This is a genomic window from Massilia pseudoviolaceinigra (assembly GCF_030846505.1).
GTDB classification, from domain to species: Bacteria; Pseudomonadota; Gammaproteobacteria; order Burkholderiales; family Burkholderiaceae_D; genus Telluria_A; species Telluria_A violaceinigra.
In genome coordinates this window covers 61513-85607 of the sequence record NZ_JAVCWL010000026.1, presented here as the reverse complement: position 1 = coordinate 85607, position 24095 = coordinate 61513, and the positions used below count along the sequence as shown (strand labels likewise).

Below are 24095 nucleotides of genomic sequence, written 5' to 3'. Positions count from 1 at the left end.
AACACCCGGACGCGAACACCAACTTCACGGAGCACCCATCATGCCTGAAGACCTGACACCCAAGCCGGGCCCGGCCCTGCCCGTTGCACCTCCCTTCCTGCCTTTCGCCCTGCCCGACATCGGCGACGAGGAAATCGCCGCCGTGGTCGAGTGCCTGCGCTCGGGCTGGGTCACGACCGGACCGCGCACGCGCCAGTTCGAGCACGACTTCGCCGCCTACCTCGGCGACGGCGTGGAAGCGATCTCGGTCAACTCCGCCACCGCCGGCCTGCACCTGGCGCTTGAAGCGCTCGGCATCGGCCCTGGCGATGAAGTCATCGTGCCAACCCTGACCTTTACCGCCACCGCCGAAGTCGTGCACTACCTCGGCGCGCACCCCGTCCTGGTCGACGCCGACCCGGATACCCTCAATCTCGACCTGGCAGCGGTCGAGGCCGCCATTGGGCCACGCACGCGCGCCATCATCCCCGTGCATTACGCCGGCCTGGCATGCGACATGGACGCCGTGCTGGCCCTGGCTCGTGCTTACCAGCTCAAAGTCGTGGAAGACGCCGCGCACGCCTTCCCGACGCACTACAAGGGCCGGCTGGTCGGCACCCTGGCGAGCGACGCCACCGTATTCAGTTTCTACGCCAACAAGACCATGACCACTGGCGAAGGCGGCATGGTGGTCACCCGCGACGCCACTCTGGCGCGGCGCGTGCGGCTGATGCGCATCCACGGCATCAGCCAGGACGCCTTCGACCGCTACACCTCGCGCACACCGGCCTGGTTCTACGACGTGGTGGCCGCCGGCTTCAAGTACAACCTGACCGATCTCGCCTCCGCCATGGGCATCGAGCAGTTGCGCAAGATCGACCGCTTCCTGCTGCGCCGCCAGGAACTGGCGCAGGCCTACGCCATCGGCCTGCAAGGCTTGCCGCTGCGCCTGCCCTGCGTGCCCGGCGCGGGCAGCAGCCACGCCTGGCATCTGTACGTGGTGCGGCTGGAAGCTGGCGCCCGGTTCGGCCGCGACGAACTGATCGCCCGCCTCGCCGAGCGCGGCATCGGTACCAGCGTGCACTTCATTCCACTGCACCGCCATCCGTTCTGGCGCGACAGTTGCCGCCTGAGCCCGGAACAATTCCCCGTGGCGGAGGCCAGCTTCGCCTGCATGCTGTCCCTGCCCCTGTACACACGCATGAGCGACGCCGACCAGCAGCGCATCATCGACACCCTGCGCGAGTTACTGACATGAGCAAGCGCCTTTTCGACATCGTGGCGGCGCTGGCCGGGCTGGTGGTGCTGGCCCCGCTGTTTGCCGTCATCGCCATCTGTATTCGATTGGACTCGCCAGGGCCGGCTTGGTTCCGTCAACAACGCGTCGGACGTTTCGGCGTGCCGTTCGATATCATCAAATTTCGGACCATGCGCGTCGACAGCGGCCACGGCCCCCGGCTCACCGTCGGCGCGGATGCGCGCATTACCCGCATCGGCAAGTTTTTGCGCCGCTACAAGATCGACGAATTGCCGCAGCTGATCAATGTGGTCCTGGGCAGCATGAGCCTGGTCGGACCGCGTCCCGAAGTGCCGCGCTATGTCGCCTGCTATCCGGCCGAGGTGCGCGCCATCGTGCTCTCGGTCAAGCCTGGCATCACGGACTGGGCGTCCATCTGCTACAAGGACGAGAACGCCATCCTCGGACGCAGCGCCGACCCCGAACGGGCTTACCTGGACGTCATCCTCCCTGCCAAGCTCGACTACAACGTGCGCTATGTGCGCGAGCGCGGTTTCTGGACCGACCTGCGCATCATTTTCAGCACCCTGGCCGCGCTGACGCGCCAGCGACTGTCATGAACATGCTCACGCCCCTGCTGCACCTTGGCGATCCGCGCCTGGCCATCGCGCTCGGCGCCGCCCTGTTCGCCTGGCTGCTGGCTGCCCGCGCCTGGCGCATGGCACTGTGCTGGGGCGTGCTGCTGTGCGTCGCGTTGGGACTGGTCGCTGCGAGCAAGATCTTGTTTCTCGGCTGGGGAGGCGGTGTGCCGTCACTCGGCTTCAAGGCGCTCAGCGGCCATGCGGCCGGGGCGAGCGCCCTCTTTCCGATGCTGTTCTGGATGCTCCTGCATGGCTGCGCCGAAGGCTGGCGACGCGCCGGGGTCGCGCTCGGCCTGGCCCTGGGCGGACTGGTCGGCGTGCTGCTGGTCGCCGACGGGCAGCACAGCCTGGCCGAAGCCGTGGCTGGGTGGGTGCTGGGCGCGGCGGCCAGCCTCGCCAGCATCCGGCTGGGCGCCGCCAGCGTGCCCGCCCTGCCGCTGCACGGCCTGCTGTGGGCCGTGCCGACCCTGCTCGCTGCGGCATGGCTGATGAAGTTCGCCCACCTCGGCTACTGGATGATTCGCGCCGCGCGCCTGCTGTCCGGTAACGCGCGCCTTTATCCGCTCTCAATCGACTAATTCAACCGGGATACCGCACCATGAACTCGCATCCGATGCCCAGCATCCGCTTCTTGAAGGAAAGCCAGTTGGGGGAAGATTCCTGGCATTCCTTGCTCATTTCGCTGTTGCGCGGCCTGGCGGCCATCCAGGTGGCGGCCGCCCACCTGCGCAGCGAATTTTTTCCCGGCCTGCGCACCCTGGAAAATCCGGCCTTGTGGTACCAGGGCCTGGCTTTCCTGACCGGCTTCGCGCACCAGGCCGTGGTCGTGTTTTTCCTGATCAGCGGCTGGCTGGTCGGGGGCAGCCTGCTCAACAAGCTGGGCCAGCCTCAAGCCATCAGGCTGTATGCGATCGACCGCATCACGCGCCTGTGGACGGTGCTGCTGCCAACGTTTGTGCTCATTCTTGCCACCGGCATCGCCAGCGGCGTGATCGATCCGCGTGCGCCCGACTTTTCGCCGGGCAACGACTATTCGGTGGCCGCGCTGGCCGGCAATCTGGTCGGACTGCAAACCATCGTCGTTCCTGAATTCGGAGGGAACTTCCCGCTCTGGAGCCTGTCGAACGAAACATGGTACTACGTGATGTTTCCGCTGCTGCTGATGTGCGTGGCGGCCAGTTCGGGCGTGCGGCGGGCACTGGCGGCAAGCGCCTTGCTGTTAGTGGGCGCGCTGTTGCCTGTCGAGATGGTGCTGTATTTTACGATCTGGCTGCTCGGCGCAGCGTTTTCGCGCGTGCGGGTGGAGTGCGGTGCGCCCTTGCGCATGATGATGCTGGTGGTGCTGGCGATCGCATCGGTGGTCTTCAGGTTAAAAGGCAGCAATGACGACATGGTGTTCGCGTCGTACCCGCAGGATTTGCTGCTGAGCGTCTTGTTCCTGCTGTTTCTGTCGAGTACGGTGACCCCGCTTCCCAGGGCGCAAAAATTCGTCGTCCCGCTGCATCGGGTGGCCGTGTTTTTCTCTAATTTTTCGTTCACGCTGTATGTGGTGCACGTGCCGGTACTGGGCATCATTGGCTACGTTGGCATGACCGTGTTCGGTTGCCGGCAAATGGGGGCGAACAGTCTGGCCGATCTGGGCGTTTACCTCGCCATGCTTGCCGTGGTACTTGTCTCTTCGTACGGCTTTTATCTGATGTTCGAGGCGCGTACATATGCCGTACGGCGCTGGGTGAAGAACCTGTTGATGGGAAAGGAGACCGTAGCGCAGAAAACGGCGCCAGCGAAGCAGTGAACGCCAGGTCGTCTCTTGACGATGCAACCCGGCCGGCCGATCTGCATGATGTGCGATGCCGAGCGGCGCGACGCCTGCCGGCGCCTTGGGGACGCGGCACGGGCCCGGAACGCTGCGAGGCCCGGGGACGCGGCACCGCCCGCGCATGCGGCGCATGTGGCACATGTCGCTGATGCAGTTGACTGGGGCCGTCGTCACGGCGAATGAGGAAATTCGACTGATGAGCATGATCGGCTCTGCGGCAACGTCGCGCATGCCGACAGGACGGGCGCAGGGTCGGACGGACAGGATATCGTCAGGCCGGCTTGCGCGCCATGTAGATGAAGTGCGAGCGCAGCGGCGGCGCCAGCGTGGCAAGCAGTTCGGCCACGATGCGCGGCGCGCCCAGCAGCCGCCGCGCGATGGGCGGCGCCAGCAGCAGGCTGCGATAGTGACTTTCCGCCGCCGGCCACATCCGGCGCAATTCGTCGCGCGTCACGCGGCGCACGTTGGGGTTGCGTGGATTGTTGTAGCGGAAGTCGAACAGCATGCACCAGCCGCCTGGTGCCACGCTGCGCCACATGTCACGCGCCAGCGCCGCCCTGAGGTCCGGGGCGAGGATGGATGAAAAGACGGCATTGGCAACGGCCAGGTCGAAGCTGCCCGGCTCTGCAAAGTCGAGGTCGCCAAGGTGCCAGCGGATTCCGGGCGCGCTGCGCATGCGCGCCAGTACCAGCCGCTGTTCCTGGTACTCTGTGCCTGCCAGCCTGCAGGGGTCGGCGCCCCAGTCGATCAGTTGACGCAGGAAGCCGCCCGAGCCGCAACCGACATCGACCACGCGCAGCTTGCCCAGTTCCGGCCCCAGCGTGCGTGCGAGCAAGGCGCCGGCCACGCGCCGCCGCGCCGCGTCCTGTTCCATGACGTCCTCCCGGTGCCAGGCGTACGCGGAAATACGCTCGTCCGCCAGCCAGTCGCGGTAGACGGAACGGATACGTTCCTGTTCTGAGGAGTGATCGTCAAGAGGGTCCATGTCCACCATCTTAGCCACGATGGCATGGGCCTCCTTGACGCCGACCACAAGCCGGTCAGTGCTGGTATGCCCCCATGTCAAAGCCGGTGCTTGCATTGCGCGGCTTGCCGTCGAAATCGGTGGGCGGCGCGTTGGTGGGCGTGCCTTTTCCAATGGCGGGCGAGGTAGGCCGCAGATGCAGGTCCGGCGTACCGGTGCGCGTATAGGCGACAAATTGCGGGTCGGCACTGATGGTGCCGCTGTGCGTCAATCCGTTCTTCAGGCTGAAGTTGTACGTCGTGTTATTGAACACGAGGTTATTCGTGTAGCGGTTGCGCGTGCCGGTCTGGCCCTGCTCCGAAATTCCCATCGCATTGTCGTACACGATGTTGTTGGCGACGATGGTGTCATTGTTGGGGCCGGTGGTGTGGTAATAGTCGCCACCGCCGACAATGATGCCGGTGTGCGATGCGGTCACCGTGTTGTTGGTGATGATCACATTGTTCGCGTCATGCCAGAGGTGAATCGCCCCTTCGGCAACCCGGTACACCACATTATTTTTAACGGTTCCCGAGGTGCTGACGTAAATCCCCTGAACGAATCGGCAGCCGGCCGGTCCAATATCATGAACGAGGTTGCCCACCACATCGGACTTGATGCCGCGGTAGTAGCTGTCCACCCCAATGCCCGAGCCGCCCGCGCTTGTGCAGGGGACGTTCTTGGCAATATGGTGAACCCAGTTACCGCGCGTCATGTCGTAGGAACCGCCGTTGTAGATGCCATGGGTCCACTTTGTGCCACTCTGCGAGGTGGTGCCATCGATGTGGAAACCGATGATGTCGGTATAGTTTCCACGGTTGTCCCACGCGGTATCGTTCGACGAGCTTGCCGGAGGTACGATTTTCGCACCCCATTTGGTGGTTGACACGTAATAGATACGCCCGGCCGCGGTACCGCTGACCGTGGTCTTGAAGCCGCCCGGATAGGTGCCAGCGGCCACATGGATCGTCGTGCTGGGCAACGCGGCGCGCGAAGCCCGTGCGATCGTCTTGAAAGGCGCGGCCTTGGTGCCGGCGGCGGTATCCGAGCCGGTGGTTGCCACGTAATAGTTGTACGTGGTCGGTGGCGTGGTGGGCTCAGGTGTCGGCGTCGGGGTTGGTGTCGGGGTTGGTGTCGGGGTTGGCGTTGGCGTTGGTGTGGGTGTCGGCGTGGTCCCTCCCATATGCTGATAGGCGCCGATATCGATGCCGGTTTCCGCCGTGCGCGGCTTGCCGTCAAGGTCGATGGCCGGCGCGTCCGCCACCAGTGCGGCGCCCTTGGCCGGCGATGTGCCGGCCGGACGGTAATCCCCGCCGCCCGTGCGCACGTAGTTGACGAACTGCGGTTCGGCCGCCACGGTGCCGACCGGCTGCAGGCCGTTGTTCAGCATCACCGGCGTGCCGTTACGGAAAATCAGATTGTTGCTGTAGCGATTGTTGACGCCCGTCGACCCGACTTCCAGCAAGCCATAGCGAGCATTGTCGTAAAGAATATTATTGCTGACCCGGGTATTGTCGTTGGGCACGCTGCCGTTGTAGCCGCCGTCGCCGCTGATCACAATCCCCGTGCTGGCGTTAAACACGGTGTTGTTGACCACGATTCCCTGCGTGGCGTCATGCCACATGCGGATGCCGGCATCGCTGATGGCGTACACCAGGTTGTTGTCCACCCGGCTGCCAGCCGTGTTGATAAAGATGCCGAGATAAGTGGGGCAGCCGGCCGGCCCGACGTCGTGCACGACATTCGCGCTGACATCGTTGGCGGTGCCCTTGTAATAGCTGTCCGAGCCGATGCCGCCGCCGCTGCCGGCGCACGCGACCGTGCGCGCGATGTGATGCACGTGATTGTTGCGCACAGTGCTATAGGAGCCGGCGGTGTACAGGCCGAGCAGCCATTTGGTGCCGGCCTGGGTGGCGCTGCCGTCAACCTCGAAGCCGTCGATCTCCACGTAGCTGCCGCGGTTGTCCCAGGCCGAGGTGGTGGTCGAGCTGGCCGGAGGAACGATTCTGGCGCCCCATTTCACTTCGGACACATAGCGGATATGCGCTTCGGCCGTGCCGCTGGCAGTGGTGCGAAAGCCCCCGGGGTAGGTCCCCGGCAGCACGCGAATGGTGACGCCCGGCGTTGCCGCCTGGGCGGCGCGGGCGATGGTCTTGAACGGCGCGGCCTGGGTGCCCGCGTTGCTGTCGGCGCCGCTGGGCGAGACGTACAGGTCGAGCGGCGCCAGCGCGCCATTGTAGGTAACGGCGGCAAACTGCGGAGCCGGGGTCGCATGGTTGCCGTTGTTGCCGATGCTGCCGCCGCAAGCGGAGAGCAGCACGGCAACGCCGCCGCAGATGCTGGCGTTGAAGCGGAAATCAGACGCAAAACTGGATAGCTTATTCATCAAAAGTTCCTCATTCAATCAAGTAAATGAATAAGGTTTGATCTGCGTCAAATGTTTAGGTTCAGTGTTTACCCAGGTAAATTTACCTGAGTAATCAAATGATCAAATGAATTTTCCTTTGGGGAATATAAACGAGAAAAAACGCGACACGCCGGCACCGGCATGTCGCGTTTTTTAAAGAGAAGACTTGTTAAGTTGGCAGGAAGGAGCCAGCGCAATCCACTATCCCTACGGCAACTCAGTGCTCCAACTGGGGCGCGTGGGTGTATTTGAACTGATACGCATAACTGCCGACACGCAAGGCCATGTCATTGAACAGCACGCCCTGCGGTGCAATGCCGGCATGGTTCAGGCGCTTGATCGATTCGGTGATCTCGCCCTCGGTCGTCACCCCGGCGCGCGCAAGGATGAACACGGCCCCCGCATGCGCGCCGATAATGAGCGCATCCGACACCGCCAGGATCGGCGGCGTATCGATCAGCACGATGTCGTACCGGCTGCTGACCACGTCGAGCAAATTTGAAAAATTCAAGTGCTGCAGGAACTCCGAACGGTTCGGCGGCAATGCGCCGGTGGGGATGAAGTCGAGGTTCTCCAGCACGCCCTGGTGAATCACCTGGTCCAAGGGCAACGAACCGGCAATCGCCTTGGTCAGACCCTGCTCGCGGCTGACGCCGAAATAGCGGTGCAGGTGGCCGTTGCGCAAATCGGCGTCGATCAGCAGCACGCGCTTGCCGCTGGCCGCCATCACGGCAGCGAAATTAACAGACAGAAACGACTTGCCAAGGTTCCGGCCCGGCCCGGCCAGCATCACGATGTTGTTCTTGAGGGAAGGCATCGCGTATGTGAGTGCCGCGCGAAAACTGCGCAAGCTCTCGACGGCGATATCTTCCGGCGCCACTTGCGCCAGGATCGGCAGCACGGTGCCGCCACGGGCCCCGCGCAGCAGGCGCTCCTGATGCGTGCTGTGAGGAATGCTGGCATACACGATCCGCGCGCCCAGCAGCGTTTCGATGTGCTGCGGATTGTCGATGCCGCCGAAAAACGCCTTGCGCGCAAACGCCAGCATCACGCCCAGAAACAGGCCGGTCACCAGCGCCAGCGCCACGATCAGCGGCCGGTTCGGCTTGAGCGCGCGTTCCGGCGCCATCGGTGCGTCGATCAGGCGCACGTTGCTGACCCGGCCCACGGAAATCAGGCGCAGTTGCTGGGCCGTGTTCGACAGTGCCGTGTACAGGTCGGTATTGACCTTGATTTCGCGCAGCAGGCGCGATTCGTCCTGCTCCAGCACCGGCAGGGTGCGGATGCGCCTGGCCACTTCCGCAATCTCGGCTTCCACCTCGCGCCGTTGCTGGTTGATGCCCACGATGATCGGATGGTTCTCGGTGAAGCGGGTCAGCAAGGCGGTCTTGCGCTGCTCCAGTTCAAGGCGCCTGGTCTGCGCCGCGGCGGCCTGCTGCAGGCTGATGCGTGCTTCCTCGCGCATGTCGATACTGCCCTTGCTGTTACGAAAACCATTGTACTTTTCCTCGGACTCTTCCAGCTGGCGTTTCAGCGTGGGCAACTGCAGGTTCAGGAAAGCCAGCGATTTTTCGGCCTCCTCGGTCTTGCGCGCCAGGTTCTGGCGCATGTACTCGCGCCCGATTTCGCCCAGCAGGCTGTTGATGCGCTGCGCATCCTCGCCCTGCAGCCGCACTTCGATGATGCCCGACTGCTTGCCCTGCTCGGTAATCACCAGCGCCGTCTGGATCCGCTCGATCGCCGCCAGGCGCGAGCTGCGCATCAGACGGAACTGGGCGCCCGGCTGCGCGCGCAGCCGGTCCACCCGCAACTCCAGACTGGCGCCCCCGGCCTTGGTCCTGAGCGTGGTGCCGACGATACCTTCATAGGCCGTTGCCAGAGGGCCGCCGGACAGGTGGTAGCGCCCGTTGCCACGCGCGGTCAGCGTGAATTCGCGGTTGTACCACGCTTCCGGGACCTCGAATACCGACACCTCGGCCTTCTCCGGCCCCCATACATAGCCGCCGCGCCCGAAAATGCCGGGTTCGGACAAGTCGTTCGACTTGCGATTGGCAAACCAGAATCCAACCACCGGGAAATACTTGGGCCGCACATTGATAAACAGCTGCAAGTTGTCGACCGCATGCGAAATCACCATGCGCGAGCGCAGCAGCTCCATTTCGGCAATCGCCGCCTTCTTCGTTTCAAACAGGGACGATACTTCGCTGAGGATATTCTTCGATGCATTCGGGCTTTCTTCCTCGACGTGGATCATCAGGTTCGCTTCGTACACCGGGCTGACGACGAGCGCATAGATAATCGCCAGCAAGGTCACCAGCGCGGTGACCCCGCCGATCAGCCAGCGGCTGTCGTACAGGATATTCACGTAGCCCTGCAAGTCGATCTCGTGCGGCTCCGCCTCGCGCCCGGGCGGCGCGGCTGGCGGCAGGCTGGGCATGGGCATGGGCAGGGTATTGGGGGAAGGTGACAGCGGTTGAGGTTGGTCGGCATGGTTCATGGCAAGGTCCTTGAAGCGGGTTCAGGGGCGGCTGATATTGACCACTTGCGTCAGCGCGCCCGGGAATAGCATGCTGACGCTGCGGTACCAGTTGGCCAGCGGAGAGGCAGCCACATAGATCAGATCGCGCGGTTCGAGCTCGAAGGCTTCGGCCAGCGCCAGCGCGCCGGCGCGCCGCGCGTCGAGCTGGTAGACGCGGGTGCCGTCCACCGCCCTGCGGATCACATAGATCTGGCGCGCATCGCCGCTGATGGGACTGATGCCGCCCGACTCGCCCAGCGCTTCGTTCAGGGTCAGGCGGCCGTCGTGCATGGTCAGCGCCTTGGGCGTGACCACCTCGCCCGAGACGAACACCTTGCTCTCGTCGCGCGAATGGACGCGCACCACGTCGCCGGGCGCCAGCAGGATGCTGCCCGGATTGATGCCGCGCGCCACCAGGCCACGCAAGCCGACCTGGTAGCGTGCATCGCCGCGCTCCAGCACGATGCGGCTCTGGTCGGCGCTGGGCAGCATGCCCCCGGCGCGGTTGAGCGCCTCGACCAGGGTCATGGGAATATCGTTAATCGACTGCAAGCCCGGCAAGCGCACCTCGCCATCGATATACACGCGCTTGCTGCGGTAGGATTGCACGCGCAAGGTCACCAGCGGATTGGTGATGTAGCGCGCCAGGCGCTTGGTCAGCAGCGCGCGCGCCTCATCCTCGGTCAGCCCGGCCAGGGTGAGCGCACCGGCGAACGGGAACTGCACCCGCCCGTCGTGGTCCACCACGAAGCCGGCCGGCGGCGCGCTCGGGCTCTGGGCATCGGCCGCCGTGGCCGAGGCGGCCACGCCCTGGCCCGCCAGTTCCGGATGGTCCCACACCACGATCGACAGGATGTCGCCGCGGCCGATGGCGTACGGCGGCGCATTGCGCACGATCAGGTGGGACACGCTGTCGCTGCTGCGCCGGGCGCGCAAGGCTTTCTCGGCTTCGATCAGCTGCGCGCTGATCAACTGGGTGGGCGGCGCCGGCTCGCTGGCGATGCCCGAACGCGGGTCGCCGGTGATGCGGAAGCCGGCGCAGCCGGCCAGGCTGGCCAGCAAAAGCAGGGCTGGCAGCGTTTTCAGGAAGGATTTGTGTGTTTTCATGGTGCTTATCAAAATAAACATTGTCCAGTTCAGAGTAAGTGAGCGCACCCGGCCGGGTCTTGCTGCACATCAAACCCCGGCTGCGAGCATTTTTTTACAGCAGTGGCGACAGGAAAAACCTTTTTCTGGCAAGCTCATGGTTAAATGCGACCGATTTCATCTCCGTACAAAACGACCCATGTCCCAAGCCTTGCCCCCGTCTGACCCGAGCCCGTCCGGCGCCGCCGAACCGATGGCCGTCCGCCAGGCCGCCGATGAACTGCGCTCCAGCGAGGCGCGCTACCGCTCGCTGGTGCAGGCCAGCAGCACCATCATGTGGCTGGCCTCGGCGGCCGGTCGTCTTGAGGGAGCCCAACCGAGTTGGACTATATATACCGGGCAGTCCAGCGATCAGCTCGGCGGCTGGGGGTGGCTCGACGCCATCCATCCCGACGACCGCGACCGCACGGCCGCCGCCTGGCGCGCCGCGCTCGACGCCAGCAGCATGTACCAGATCGAACACCGCCTGCGCCGCGCCGACGGCCAGTACCGCTACATGAATGCGCGCGCGGTGCCGATTTTCGACACCGCCGGCGCCATCACCGAGTGGGTCGGCATCCATATCGACATCGACGAGCGCAAACGGGTCGAAGAGCGCCTGCGCCTGCTCGACGCCATGAGCCAACCCACCCGCAACGCGGACGACCCCAAGACCATCATGGATGTCACCACGCGCCTGCTCGGCCAGCACCTCGGCGTCACGCGCTGTCCTTACGCCGACGTGGAAGGCGACAACGACCGTTTCACCATCCGCCACGACTGGACCGCGCCCGGCGCCATGAGCACCGTCGGGGCCTACTCGCTCGACCTGTTCGGTGCGCGCGCCGCCAGCGACATGCGCGAAGGCCGCACCCTGCGCATCTGCGACGTCGACCGCGAACTGGACGAAGCCGGCGGCGGCGCGATGTTCAACGCCATCGCTTGCCGTGCCATCATCTGCTGCCCGCTGGTCAAGGAAGGCAAGCTGGTGGCGATGATGGCGGTGCACCAGGACCGTCCGCGCCAGTGGACCGATGCCGAAGTGGCGCTGGTCGAACAGACCGTCGAACGCTCGTGGGCCCACATCGAACGGGTACGCGCCACCGAGGCGCTGCGCGAGGCCGACCGCCGCAAGACCGAATTTCTGGCCATCCTCGCGCACGAACTGCGCAATCCGCTCGCCCCGATCCGCAATGGCTTGCAGGTGATGCGCATGGCCGAGCATGACCAGGCCACCGTGGCACGCGTGCGCGACATGATGGAACGCCAGGTCACGCAGATGGTCACCCTGGTCAACGACCTGCTCGACATCGCCCGCATCACGCGCGGCAACCTGGAACTCAAGCCGGTGCGCGTCGAGCTGCGCGAATTGATCGCCAGCGCCGTCGAAACGTCCATGCCGCTGATCGACGCCAACCGCCACGCGCTGACGGTCGACGTCGCGTCCGAGTCGCTCATGCTCGACGCCGACCCGACCCGCATCGCCCAGGTGATCGGCAATGTGCTCAATAACGCCGCCAAGTACACGCCGGCCGGCGGGCGCATCACGGTGGTGGCGTGGCGCGATGGCGCGCAGGCGGTGCTGTCGGTGCGCGATACCGGCATCGGCATCCCGCCCGAATCGGCGCTGACGGTGTTCGACATGTTTTCGCAAGTGGGCGCCTCGCTCGACCGCGCCCAGGGCGGACTCGGAATCGGCTTGTCGCTGGCGCGGCGGCTGGTGGAACTCCATGGCGGCACGATCGACCTGGTACGCGACGAGACGGTCAGCGGCAGCCGCTTCGACATCCGCCTGCCGCTCGCGCCCGAAGTGGGGGCGCAGGCGCCCGGCGCCGGCTCGATCGCCGATACGCGCTCAAACAGCCTGCGCGTGCTGGTGGTCGACGACAATGTCGACGCCGCCGACATGCTCTCGGAGCTGATGGACATCATCGGCCACACCAGCCGCGTCGCCAACGACGGCCCGCGCGCATTGGCGCTGGCCGAACAGTTCCGGCCCGAGGTGGTTTTTCTCGATATCGGCATGCCCGGCATGAATGGCTATGAAGTCGCGCGAACGCTGCGCACCATGGCGCACCTGGAACCGGTGGTGCTGGTAGCGCTGACCGGCTGGGGCGACGATAACGATCGCGCGCGCAGCAAGGAAGCAGGCTTCGACCATCACCTCATCAAACCGGCCAACCTGGAAGTGGTCGAACGGCTGCTGGCCGGCCTGGTGGCCAGCCGCAAAGGCTAGCGCAGTTCTTCCATCAGCTTGAGGTTCTCGCCGAACTGCCATACGCGGCGGATGTCGATCACGTCGTAGCGCGAGGCGATATTTGGCGGGAACGGCGAGTAGCGCGCGTTGACGCGCACGATGCGCAGCACCGCTTCATCCATGTCGGCGCGGCCGCTCGAACGCAGGATCGTCACGTCCTGCACCGTGCCGTCGCTGCGCACCGCCACGTTGACCAGTGCGTGGGTATGCTCGACGCCGGCCCAATCGCGTGGATAATTCGCACTGCCATTGCGCTGGATCTTCTGGCGCCAGCTTTCCACGTACATGCGCAGCGGCACATCGCGTTCGGCCGCGCCGACGGCGACACGGCGCTCGTCGCGCAGTGGCGGTGGCGGCGTGCCGGAGAGGATATCGAGACCCTTGACCATTTCTCGCGCGCGGTTCGACAGGTCGCTGCCCAGCAGGTTCTTGGGAACGATGATTTTGCCGCCCGCGCCGCTGCCGGCGCCCGCCGCGGTGCCGCCCGGCGGCGTGTTGGCGGCCTGACTGCCGCCGCCGTCGCGTCCGCGTTGCAACGCGGCTTGCTGGGCGGCCTGCGCTGCTTGCGCGGCTTGTTGAGCGGCCTGGGCTGCTTGCGCGGCTTGTTTCTGAGCGGCTTGCTCGGCCAGTTTCTGTGCGGCCTGCTGTTCTGCCAGCTTCTGTGCGGCTTGCTGCTCTGCCAGTTTCTGTGCCGCCTGCTGCTCCGCCAGTTTTTGTGCTGCCTGCTGTTCCGCCAGCTTTTGCGCAGCTTGTTGCTCGGCCAGTTTTTGTGCTGCCAGCTGCTCGGCCAGTTTCTGCGCCGCCTGCTGCTCCGCCAGTTTCTGGGCAGCCAGTTGCTGGGCGGCCAGCTGATTGGCTTTCTGACGGTCCGCCTTCGCCTGTTCCGCGCGCAGCTGATCGGCCGTCTGCTGCTCCAGCTTCTGCTGGGTGGCCACCTGTTCCGCCTTCTGCTGTTCGACCATGAGCGCCGCGTCCGCCTCCACCCGCGCCTGCTGCGCCAGCCGCGCCTGCTTTTCCTGCTCCTCAGAAGCCTCGGCCGCCGCTTTTTCCTGCTGCTGGCGTACCTGCAACTCGGCCAGCTTGCGCTCCTTCTCGTCCTCTTCCAGCTTGCGCTGCGCCGCCAGCCGCTCGGCTTGCTCCTCCTGGCGCCGGATCTCGGCCAGTTGGGCCGCGCGGGCCGCCTCTGCGACCTCGGCGGCACTGGTCGCTTCGGTGCCATCGTCGGTGCCGTGCTGGGCTTCCTTGAGATCGATGGTTTTCTGCTCGGCCTCTTCCGGGCGCGGCATCGGCACGGAAAAATCGTTCACGATCACATCCTGGGCGATGACGCGGGTATCCATCGCCAGCGCGTCGCTGGCCGGCAAAGGCGGACTGATGCGTTTAGCCTTGCGCGGCTTGTCCTTCTTCACGGCCAGGCGCGGGGTGACGGGAGCGGGAACGGGGGCCGGTGCGGGCGCCGGCGCCGGATCGACCAGGCGCATGCCGGTTGCCGGCGCTGGCGGCGTCACGGCGTCGGGAAGCGGCAATGGCGGAATCGGGACCGCAGGTGCGACCGGTGCCGGCGGCATCGGCGCGGGCGGTGTGGCCACATCAGCCAGGCGCACCTCGATCGGCGTCGCCGAACCGGGCAAGCCGAGCGCCGGAATGCCGAACTGAAGCGACAGGATCAGTCCATGCACCAGCAGCGAAACAAGCACGGCGCCGGCCAGGCGGCGCTTGCCCTGGTCGCGCGGCGCACGGCGCTGCCCTACCGCGCCAGGACGCATGCGACCATATCGTTACGCCAAATCGCCGCTGATGCCATACCTGCCCCTGCCTAAAATTCGTTAATAGCCCCCGAATTCTAAGCGAAAAGCCCCTTTTGCTGAGGAATAACCTTGCGTCCCGTGCACCCCGGGGTCAGGCAGCGAGCGCCGCTTCGGTGACCAGGGCCGCCTGCGGCTGGTCGAGGTAATAGCCTTGTGCGTACAGCGGCAAACCGGCAATGTCCTCGGCAGAATCAATCGCCGGCGCCGTTTCGACCCGCTTGAAAATCAGCTTCACCCCGGCCGCCCGGGCCGCGTCCAGCAGTGGCGCAAGCGAGACGCCGCCCGACAGATAGCGCGCATCGAGCTTGATCGCGTGCGGCCGCTGCTCGGCAACCATCGCCTGCGCCTGCGCCACCGAGGCCGCATTGAGCGCCAGCCGGAAGCCGTTGCGCCGGTAATTGTCGGCCACGTAGTTCAGCAGCCATCCCTGCTGCGGCGTGGTCGTGGGCAGTTGCAGCACGATGCGGCCGAGCGGCAAATCGAGCGCGTCGAGAATGCGCTTGAAGGCATGCCCATGGTTGCTGCTGACAGCGCTGAGAAGCCGGTCGTGCACGTTCAGATACAGGTCGCTCTGCCCTGCCTCGTCCTGGCGGAAGAAATTGATCGCATGCAGCATGCGGCACAGCCGGTCGAGCTCGATCGACTCGTCGTCGCTGGCCGCATGGTCGAGCAGTTTCCACAGCGACAGTCCGGCATCGCCCGCCGAAGCACTGCGCGCCAGCCCTTCGTAGGCCACGATGCGGCTGCTGCCGAGCGCGCGGATGGGCTGGAAGGCACTGGTGATGGTGCAGTTGAAATACTTGCCCTGGGCGCGGCCCGCCGAGTCCAGCCACACGCTGCTGGCCGGACGGTTGGGGTCGGACAAATGGGCCAGGTACGTGTTCAAGGTGGGGAAAGGCATTGCATGTCTCGCTATCGGTATAAAGCGGAAAGTCTAGCCTTGCGCCGTTCGCCGGCGAAGGAATCGTTTCGCCAATCGATATGCGGGCCGCGCATATCGCTCCCGGGTTCTTATGCGCAAAATGCATCTATCGAAACGCGAAATCATTCGTTTGCAGATGCGCTGGGCCGGACTACGCTGAGGGCGACAGATGCAAAAAAGGAATCGACGCCCATGTGTGAATTACTCGGAATGAACAGCAGCAAGCCAGCGGCGCTGAACTTCAGCTTCGCCGGTTTCAGCGAGCGCGGCGGGCGAACCGGCGGGCATCGCGACGGCTGGGGCATCGCCTTCCACGAGCCGGCCGGCTGCCGCCTGATCATCGACGACCGCCCGTCCATCGATTCGCCGCTGGCGCACGCCCTCAAGCACAATCCGGTCAAGGCCAAAAACGTGGTGGCGCATATCCGCAAGGCGACCGAGGGCGAGGTGGCGCCGCAGAACAGCCATCCCTTCACCCGCGTGCTGTGGGGCACGACCTGGTCGTTCGCCCACAACGGCAACCTGAGCACCTTCCGCCCGGCGCCCGATCCGCATTTCGTGCCGGCCGGCGAAACCGACAGCGAGCGCGCCTTTTGCTACCTGCTGGCCGGCCTGCGGCGCCGTTTTCCGGTGCAGCCGCCCTCGCGCGCGGCCCTGTTCGCAGCGGTGCAGACCATGGCGGCGGTGATCGCGCGCCACGGTACCTTCAATTTCATCGTCTCGAACGGCGACTTTCTGCTGGCCCACTGCTCGACCCAGCTCCATTACGTGGTGCGGGCCTACCCGTTCGCCAGCGCCAGCCTGGTCGATTGCGACCTGCGGATCGATTTTCGCCAGCATAACCATCTGGATGACCAGATCGTCGTGATCGCCACCCTGCCCCTGACCACGGGCGAGCAATGGCACCGTTTCGAGCCGGGCGAACTGAAACTGTTTTCCGGGGGCGCGCCGCAGGCGGTCCACCCCGGGCCCGGCAGCGACAGCGGCAGCAAACCGCTGCGCCTGCTCATGAGTTATTAACCATCAGTTACTGAATCATCCTCCTCCCACCAACGTAAAGGAACAGCATGGCTATCTCGGAAATCAATGTACGCAATCAGTTCAGGGGCAAGATCAAGGAAATCATCGCCGGCCCGGTGGTATCGGAAGTCGATGTCGAAACGGCGCACGGCATCGTCACCTCGGTCATCACAAGCCGTTCGATCCAGGATCTGGACCTGAAGGTCGGCAGCGAAGTCATCGCCCTGGTCAAATCGACGGAGGTCTCCATCGCCAAGATTCAGTAGGCCGCCCCCGCCCGCCACGGCAAGGTATGATGGCGGCATGAAGATTGGCTTCCTGCTGCTGTCATCCCTGTTTTCCTGTGCCCTGGTGCTGCCCGCGCGTGGCGCCGACCTCGTGTTCGGCGTCTCGACCGGCAGCGCCATGCCCATGACCCGCTTCCACCGCGACGAACTGACCGGCGGCCTGCTCAAGGATGTCGGCGATGCGCTGGCGCATGAACTGAACGTGCGCCCGCGCTACCTGACCTTGCCGCGCAAGCGGGTTGAATCTGCGCTGGAAAACGGCACGGTGGACCTGCTGTGCGACCTGCGTCCCGAATGGCTCGACGGCAAGCGCTGGCAGTGGTCGGACACCGTCTTTTCCAACAAGCAGATCATTGTCGGCCGCGTTGACACTCCGCCCCTGGCCACCCTGCGCGAACTGGCCGGCGCGCGCACCGGCACCATCACCGGCTACCGCTATCCCGCCCTGGAACGCGAACTGGGCCGGCAATTCGTGCGCGACGACACCGCCAGCGACGACCTGAACCTGCGCAAGCTGCTGCGCCGCCGCTTCGATTACATGCTCACCAATTCCCTGTATTACGATTACCAGCGGCGCGCCCACGCCGAGCGCGTGCGTCTGAGCCGCACGGCACTCACTGTCGAACATTTTGACACGTACTGCGCGCTGCCTCCCAACGGCAAGCTGACCCTGGCGCAAGTAAACCGCGCCCTGCTGGCGCTACGCAAGAATGGCAAAATGCAAGCCATTCTGGAGAGCTACCAGCCCGCCAACTGAACCGTTCAGGCCGCTTGTGCGGGATCAAAGCCGCGCACCCGACCGCATTTAGTATGACCTGACGTCCATCACGCGCAGGCCAGCCATGCCTTCCCTTTCTCCAAGTGTTCCGTCAACCGCTTTCGACAGCCAGCATTTCCGCCAGGCGCTGTCGCAGTTCGCCACCGGCGTGACCATCGTCACCGCCGCCCTGCCCGGCGGCCGCCTGGTGGGCGTGACCATCAACTCCTTCAATTCGGTGTCGCTCGATCCGCCGCTGGTGTTGTGGAGCCTGGCGCACACGGCCAGCAGCATGGCCGCGTTCGAGGCGGCCGCCGGCTACGTCATCAACGTGCTGGCCGACAACCAAGCCGATCTGGCGCAACGCTTCGCCCGATCCGGCGACGACCGCTTCGACACGGTCGCTTTCACGCTCTCGCCGCAAGGCATGCCTGTGCTGACCGGTACTGTTGCCGCCTTCGAGTGCCGCCCGCGCAGCCGCTATGTCGAGGGCGACCATGTCATTTTCGTCGGCGCGGTCGAGCGCTGCCAGTTTCATCCGCACCGGTCGCTCGGGTTTCACCGCGGCCGGTTTATCGCCATCAGCTGACCGGGTGCCGCCATGAGCCATAACCTGCTAACCTTTGTCAACCACGCCTGCTTCCACCTCGCCAACGACAACACCGTGCTGCTGGCCGATCCCTGGGTCGAGGGGCCGGTCTTCAACAACGGCTGGAGCCTGCTCGACACCAGCACCTCGAACGCGGCGCTGATCAGGGACATCGCCGCGCTCAAGCGCAACACCTTCATCTGGTTTTCGCACGAGCATCCCGACCATTTTTCGGTGCCCTTCGTCAAGCGGCTGCGGCGCGACTTTGCCGGCAAGGTGACCATGCTGTTCCAGCAAACCAAGGACAAGCGCGTGGTCAACTTCTTGCGCAGCAACGGCTTCGATGTCATCGAATGCCTGCCCGGCGTGCCGGTCGCGCTCGATGCCGACATGCGCATCACCGTGTTTCCCCACGCCGACGGCGATTCGTACTGCCTGGTCAGTTCAGGCGGGCGCCACCTGCTCAACCTGAACGACTGCGCCCTGTCCAGCGCCGCCCAGTGCGCGCTGGTGAAGTCCAGCATCGCGCTGCTGTGCGACCGGGTCGATGTCTTGACCACCCAGTTCGGCTACGCCAACTGGGTCGGCAACCCGTTCCAGGCCGAACAGCGCTGCGCCGCCGCAGCCGAAAAGCTGCACCGCATCAAGCTCCAGATCGAAGCCTTCACGCCCAAGATCACGGTGCCCTTCGCTTCCTTCGTCGCCTTCGCCCACATCGACAATTGCTACATGAACGACCACCAGAACACGCCGCGCCGCGTAGCGCAGTGGGCGCGCCTCTCGCGCGCCACCGACTCGGTGCGCTTCCTGCAGCCGGGCGATACTATCGCGCTGGGGGTAGACACAGCCGAAAGCCTGGCCTGGGCCAGCGACGCCGCCGTCGAGCACTGGGAGCGGCTGCTGGCCGTGCCGTGCGACCTGCTGCCATCCGAGCCGCCCGCCACGCCAGCCCAGGTGCGCGCCGCCGTCGAGAAATACCGCAAGGGCGCCAACGCCAACCTGCTGGGGCTGCCCTGCCTGCTCGAACTGGCGGGACTGATCAAACCGCTGGTCATCCGCATTCCGGACATCGCCATGACCATCCGCGTGTCTTACCTGCGCGGCTGCACCGACCTGCACGACGACGAGTTCGCGGACATTTCAATGACCTCGCCCAGCGCGGCGTTCCTGTTTGCCAACGAATACGGCTTCAACACGACCCACGTCAACGGCCGTTTCCGGGCCAGCGACAGCGGGTCCGTGCAGCGATTCAGCCGCTTTTTCATGCCGCAGAACCTGGGCCGCCAGGGCTATGGCGTGCAGCATCCGCTGGCCACGTTGCGCTACCTGGCCGCCGGCCTGATAAGCCGGCTGCTAAGGCGCCTGGCCGCCATGCAGCGGCGCGTGGCGAAGTAAGCCACAACGCTGTAAATACTTCTTCGCAGCAAGTGCGGCCCATGGTACATTTTCTCCAGCAGCTACCCATTTCGGGTGACGATCAACAGGGAGATGACCATGAAAGCCATGATGAGGGCCGTACTTGCCGGCGCCGCGTTCACGCTCACGACGTCCTTTGCCGCGCAGGCAGCCGACACTACCGCCGCTGCGGTCGCCATGGTGGACAAGGGTGTGGTCTTCCTGCAAAAGAACGGCAAGGACGCGCTGATCGCCGCCATCAACGGCAAGAATCCCGAGTTCGTCAACGAGACGACCTACCTGACTATGCGCGCCCTCGACGGCACCCAGCTGGCGCACCCGACCAATCCCAAGCTGGTCGGCAAGAACATGGTGGTGCTGCCCGACGCCGACGGCAAGCTGTTCCGCAAGGACATCATCGACCAGGCCCAAAAAGGTCGGCAAGGGCTGGGTCGATTACCGCTATAACAATCCGACCAATGGCCAGATCGAGAAGAAATCGACGTATTTCCTTAAGAGCGGCGATGTGATTCTTGAGGCGGGGATTTATAAGGGCAAGTGAGGCAAAGTTCGCCCCCGTCGTTCCCGCCGAGTGCCGCCTTGGCGCGAGAACGACGGCTCCGACCTCAAATCGACTATTTTGGCATGAGCACCTTGCGCGATTGGTCAGACCACTTTAGAATGGCCTGACCAAAAGATGTGCAGGCCTCCATGCTCAAGAACGTCACACTTGCTCCCGACAGCTTCCTCGCGCACGAACCGCGGCTGTACCGCATTGTCGCTGGTCGCATCGAGGAACTGATCCGCGACCAGGCAATCGGCGCCGGCGAACGCCTGCCGCCCGAACGCGAGATGGCTACCCGCCTCGCAGTCAGCCGCGCCTCCCTGCGCGAAGCCCTCATCGCCCTCGAACTGCGCGGCGTGGTCGACGTGCGCGGCGGCTCCGGGGTGTACGTCAGCCGTATCCAGCCACCCCGCGCCGAACTCGACGAAGCCGGCCCCGGCCCATTCGAGGTGCTGGCCGCGCGCCGCCTGGTCGAAGCAGAGGTGTGCGCCAGCGCCGCCCGCATGGCCAGCGACAGCGCCATCGACGCCATCCGCACCGCCGTCGTCGACATGGAACGCCAGCACGACAATTACAGCAGCAACGAACAGCTCGACCGCAACTTCCACCTGGCAATCGCCCGCGCCACCGGCAACAGCGCCATGGTCGGCGCGGTCGACCATCTGTGGAAGCAGCGCGGCCGCCTGTGGCACAAGCTCAAGGAACATTTCCAGACCGAAGAACTGCGCCAGGCCACGCTGCTGGACCACCGCCGCATCCTCGATGCCATCGTGGCGCGCGACCCGGCCGGCGCGCACGCCGCCATGCGCGCCCACCTGGAACGCGTGACGCGCACTTTTTCGCGAGGATAAGCACAGAACCATCCATAGCAGCAGGCAGCAGGCGCAAAGAACGCCGCGCCACCAGGACCACCATTATTGACCACGTCGACCCCGGCTCACGCCTTCGTCGCCGTGGCACAGGATACGCGAGGTGTCCTGACCAGCTTCCGCGCCACGGCCGGGAGCTTCTAATGCCAACAATAATCCGCAGGAGACCGTCTCACATGAACAAGCAAACCAGTTCGACCCACTCGAAACTCGTGTTGTCGTCCATCACCCTTGCGGTGCTGACGATGATGAACCAGGCCGCGGCCCAACAGCTTGACGCCGGCATGCAGCGCATCGAAGTGACGGGGTCGAGCATCAAGCGCCTGGCGACCGAGACGGCCCTGCCGGTATCGACCATCAAGGCCGAGGAATTCGCCAAGCGCGGCATGACCAGCCTTGCCGACGTGATGATGGCGCTGCCGCAATCGAACTCGCTGGCTCCGTCCAACGCCGGTTCCGGCACCAACATCAACCTGCGCGGCCTGGGCGTGAACCGCACCCTGGTCCTGCTCAACGGCCGCCGCCTGGCCAATGAAGCGATCGCCGACGGCTACGCCAACCTCGACGTCATTCCGATGAGTTCGCTCCTGCGCGTGGAAATCCTGCGCGACGGCGCCTCTTCCATCTACGGTTCGGACGCCATCGGCGGCGTGGTCAACTTCATTACCAAGAACAGCGTCGAAGGCGGCAGCGTCACCGCCCAGTACGTGCAGCCTGAAAAATCGGGCGGCGGCGACGAGCAGCGCCTCTCCGCCACCTTCGGCAAGGGCAACCTGGCCACCGACGGCTGGAATCTGTACGCCACCATCGATGGCCGCCAGCGCAGCCGCCTGGCCGCGCGCGACCGCGCCGAGCTGAGCTCGCCCGAACTGCTGGCCAGCATCGGGCGCGCCCCGACCCTGGCCAGCGGCGGCTATGCTTCCCCGGCCAATTTCACCACCGCCACCAACAAGACCGCCGCCAACCCGTACTACAAGTCCGGCTGCCAGGCGCCGTTCTCGATCCAGGGCGCCAAGAACACCTGCATCATCGACGGCAACGAATACGGCACCGCGCTGCACGAAACCAGGCAGCTGACCTTCTACGCGCGCGGCACCAAACAGATCTCGGACGAGCACACGCTGAGCCTGGACTACATGCGCGGCGAGTCGACCATCATCTCGGCCCGCAATCCGACCAACAGCGTGACCGCCAAAGGCGTCACCGCGCGCGTGCCGGCCACCAGCAAATGGTATCCGGGCGGCGCCGGCGGCGTGCCCGCCGTGGCCGGCCTGAAGGGCGAACCGCTGATCGTGACCTGGAGCGTGGCCGACCTGGGCCTGGCCAGCAACAAGGATGTGCAGCTGAATCAGCGCCTGGCGCTGGTCGATGAAGGCAAGATCGGCGAGTGGGACTACAAGGCCGGCCTGGTCTACGGCCACAGCGGACGCAAGAACTACTACAACACCGGCTATGTGAGCGGTCCCGGCCTCAACAGCGGCCTGGCCAGCGGCGTGCTCAACCCCTTCGGCCTGCAGGACGAAGCCGGCAAGGGCTACCTGCGCGACATTTCGGTCGACGGCCAGCTGAACCGCGATTCGACCAGCACCTTCGCCGGTGTCGACGCCACCGCCAGCCGCGCGCTGATGCAACTGCCGGGCGGCGCACTGGCGATGGCGGTCGGCATCGATATCCACCGCGATACCACCGAAGATACGCGCTTGGGCATCACCAACGAGGTCAGCTACGCGAATGCCTCGTCCTCGCACGGCAGCGGCGCGCGCAACGTTTCGGCCCTGTACGCCGAGCTCGATATCCCGATCAGCAAGCAACTGACCGTCAACCTGGCCGCGCGCGACGATTATTTCAGCGACTTCGGCAACACCTTCAACCCGAAAGCGAGCTTCCGCTACGAGCCGTCGAAAACCCTGATGTTGCGCGGTTCGGCCAACACCGGTTTCCGCGCGCCGACCCTGTTCGACCGCTACGGCTACCGCCTGCCCGGCGCCAACGGCAACACGTCCGGCAAATGGGACGATCCGGCCCTGTGCCCTGGCGGCAAACCGGGCGTGGCCGGCAGCGGCACCGCCGTGGCGGGCGCGGTGGCCTCGGAAGTGTGCAACGTGGCCCTGCCCAAGCAGACCGGCAGCAACGACCAGCTGACCCCGGAAACCTCGCGCGGCTGGACCCTGGGCCTGGTAGTGGAACCGGTCAAGAACCTGACCTTGTCCTTCGACTACTGGAACATCCGCATGAAGGACATGCTGGCCAACCTGCCGGAGCAAGTCTACTTCCAGGACCCGGCCAAGTACAAAGAGCTGTTCGTGCGCAATCCGGACGGCACGCTGGCCTACATCAAGAACGTGACGATGAACCTGGGCGGCCAGAAAACCTCGGGTATCGACCTCACCGCCAACTACGCGCTGCCGCGCATGGACATCGGCGAGTTCAAGTTCCAGCTCGACGGTACCTATCTGACGCAGTTCGACAACCAGCTCGAAAAAGACAGCGCGTTCGTATCCAACGTCGGCCGCTTCGGCCTGGCCAGCAACGGCACCACCAGCAGCTTCCCGATCATCACCTACCGCTGGAAGCACACGCTGACAACGAGCTGGAAGCGCGGCGACTGGAGTTCGCAGCTGACCCAGAACTACAACTCGCACTACGACGACCAGAACCTGGTGGCGCCCGAATATCACCGCGAGATCAAGCCGTACGCGGTCTGGAACCTGACCGGCACCTACAGCGGCTTCAAGAACATCAGCATCGTGGCCGGCGTGACCAACATGTTCGATGAAAATCCGCCGGTTACCAACCACAGCGGCTACACCTTCGGCTACCTGAGCAGCGCCGCCAATCCGATCGGCCGCTCGTACAATCTGCGCATGACGTACAGCTTTTAATCGACAACTTCAGAT

Annotated in this window: 19 protein-coding genes; 13 read left to right on the top strand and 6 right to left on the bottom strand. The window is 64.9% G+C overall.

Translation table 11 applies throughout. The features are described 5' to 3' along the window. Positions 1-40: 40 nt before the first annotated feature. From RBA40_RS23425 to RBA40_RS23410, 4 genes are read left to right on the top strand one after another with little or no spacing between them, the layout of a single operon-like run. Entirely contained in the window at positions 41-1237 is a 1197-nt protein-coding gene (locus tag RBA40_RS23425) for a DegT/DnrJ/EryC1/StrS family aminotransferase (protein WP_306650386.1), read from the top strand. Further along, complete coding sequence (locus tag RBA40_RS23420) at positions 1234-1836, top strand: sugar transferase (RefSeq protein ID WP_306650384.1); 603 nt, start codon at positions 1234-1236, stop codon at positions 1834-1836. The genes RBA40_RS23425 and RBA40_RS23420 overlap by 4 nt, the downstream gene beginning before the upstream one ends. Beyond that, a complete protein-coding gene (locus RBA40_RS23415; RefSeq protein WP_306650382.1) occupies positions 1833-2435 on the top strand; it encodes a membrane-associated phospholipid phosphatase in 603 nt (200 codons plus the stop codon). Before RBA40_RS23420 ends, RBA40_RS23415 begins: the two co-directional genes overlap by 4 nt. A gap of 20 nt (positions 2436-2455) precedes the next feature. Next, positions 2456-3652, top strand: a complete 1197-nt coding sequence (locus RBA40_RS23410; protein ID WP_306650380.1) for an acyltransferase family protein — start codon at positions 2456-2458, stop codon at positions 3650-3652. Positions 3653-3947: 295 nt separating this feature from the next. On the opposite strand, the gene RBA40_RS23405 is transcribed toward RBA40_RS23410, so the two are convergent. The 4 genes from RBA40_RS23405 to RBA40_RS23390 form a co-directional block, all read right to left on the bottom strand. Beyond that, positions 3948-4670, bottom strand: a complete 723-nt coding sequence (locus RBA40_RS23405; protein ID WP_306650439.1) for a class I SAM-dependent methyltransferase — start codon at positions 4668-4670, stop codon at positions 3948-3950. 46 nt (positions 4671-4716) lie between these two features. Beyond that, positions 4717-7065: a right-handed parallel beta-helix repeat-containing protein gene (locus tag RBA40_RS23400; RefSeq protein ID WP_306650378.1), complete on the bottom strand. Its 2349-nt coding sequence runs from the start codon at positions 7063-7065 to the stop codon at positions 4717-4719. A 238-nt stretch (positions 7066-7303) separates the two neighbouring features. Beyond that, positions 7304-9583, bottom strand: coding sequence for a polysaccharide biosynthesis tyrosine autokinase (locus tag RBA40_RS23395; protein ID WP_306650376.1), 2280 nt, complete (start codon positions 9581-9583; stop codon positions 7304-7306). 21 nt (positions 9584-9604) lie between these two features. After that, entirely contained in the window at positions 9605-10711 is a 1107-nt protein-coding gene (locus RBA40_RS23390; RefSeq protein ID WP_306650374.1) for a polysaccharide biosynthesis/export family protein, read from the bottom strand. Positions 10712-10889: 178 nt separating this feature from the next. Here RBA40_RS23390 and RBA40_RS23385 point away from each other — a divergent pair, with 178 nt between their 5' ends. Next, positions 10890-12965, top strand: coding sequence for a hybrid sensor histidine kinase/response regulator (locus tag RBA40_RS23385; RefSeq protein ID WP_306650372.1), 2076 nt, complete (start codon positions 10890-10892; stop codon positions 12963-12965). Here the strand turns inward: RBA40_RS23385 and tolA are convergent. Together tolA and RBA40_RS23375 are read right to left on the bottom strand one after the other, a co-directional pair. Further along, positions 12962-14752: a cell envelope integrity protein TolA gene (gene tolA, locus RBA40_RS23380; protein ID WP_306650370.1), complete on the bottom strand. Its 1791-nt coding sequence runs from the start codon at positions 14750-14752 to the stop codon at positions 12962-12964. The genes RBA40_RS23385 and tolA overlap by 4 nt on opposite strands. A gap of 133 nt (positions 14753-14885) precedes the next feature. Continuing rightward, positions 14886-15695: an EAL domain-containing protein gene (locus tag RBA40_RS23375; protein ID WP_099880278.1), complete on the bottom strand. Its 810-nt coding sequence runs from the start codon at positions 15693-15695 to the stop codon at positions 14886-14888. Between the two features lie 213 nt (positions 15696-15908). Here RBA40_RS23375 and RBA40_RS23370 point away from each other — a divergent pair, with 213 nt between their 5' ends. The 8 genes from RBA40_RS23370 to RBA40_RS23335 all read left to right on the top strand — a co-directional run bounded on the left by RBA40_RS23370 (position 15909) and on the right by RBA40_RS23335 (position 24080). Then, a complete protein-coding gene (locus tag RBA40_RS23370) occupies positions 15909-16736 on the top strand; it encodes a class II glutamine amidotransferase (RefSeq protein ID WP_306650368.1) in 828 nt (275 codons plus the stop codon). A gap of 47 nt (positions 16737-16783) precedes the next feature. After that, positions 16784-17002, top strand: a complete 219-nt coding sequence (locus RBA40_RS23365) for a TOBE domain-containing protein (protein ID WP_054267531.1) — start codon at positions 16784-16786, stop codon at positions 17000-17002. 37 nt (positions 17003-17039) lie between these two features. Further along, positions 17040-17780, top strand: coding sequence for a substrate-binding periplasmic protein (locus RBA40_RS23360; RefSeq protein ID WP_306650366.1), 741 nt, complete (start codon positions 17040-17042; stop codon positions 17778-17780). A gap of 85 nt (positions 17781-17865) precedes the next feature. Further along, complete coding sequence (locus tag RBA40_RS23355; protein WP_306650364.1) at positions 17866-18369, top strand: flavin reductase family protein; 504 nt, start codon at positions 17866-17868, stop codon at positions 18367-18369. 12 nt (positions 18370-18381) lie between these two features. Then, entirely contained in the window at positions 18382-19764 is a 1383-nt protein-coding gene (locus RBA40_RS23350; protein ID WP_306650362.1) for an MBL fold metallo-hydrolase, read from the top strand. 99 nt (positions 19765-19863) lie between these two features. Continuing rightward, positions 19864-20232: a cache domain-containing protein gene (locus RBA40_RS23345; RefSeq protein ID WP_306650360.1), complete on the top strand. Its 369-nt coding sequence runs from the start codon at positions 19864-19866 to the stop codon at positions 20230-20232. 243 nt (positions 20233-20475) lie between these two features. Then, positions 20476-21180, top strand: a complete 705-nt coding sequence (locus tag RBA40_RS23340) for a FadR/GntR family transcriptional regulator (RefSeq protein ID WP_306650358.1) — start codon at positions 20476-20478, stop codon at positions 21178-21180. A gap of 194 nt (positions 21181-21374) precedes the next feature. Beyond that, a complete protein-coding gene (locus RBA40_RS23335) occupies positions 21375-24080 on the top strand; it encodes a TonB-dependent receptor (protein ID WP_306650352.1) in 2706 nt (901 codons plus the stop codon). Positions 24081-24095: the final 15 nt, after the last annotated feature.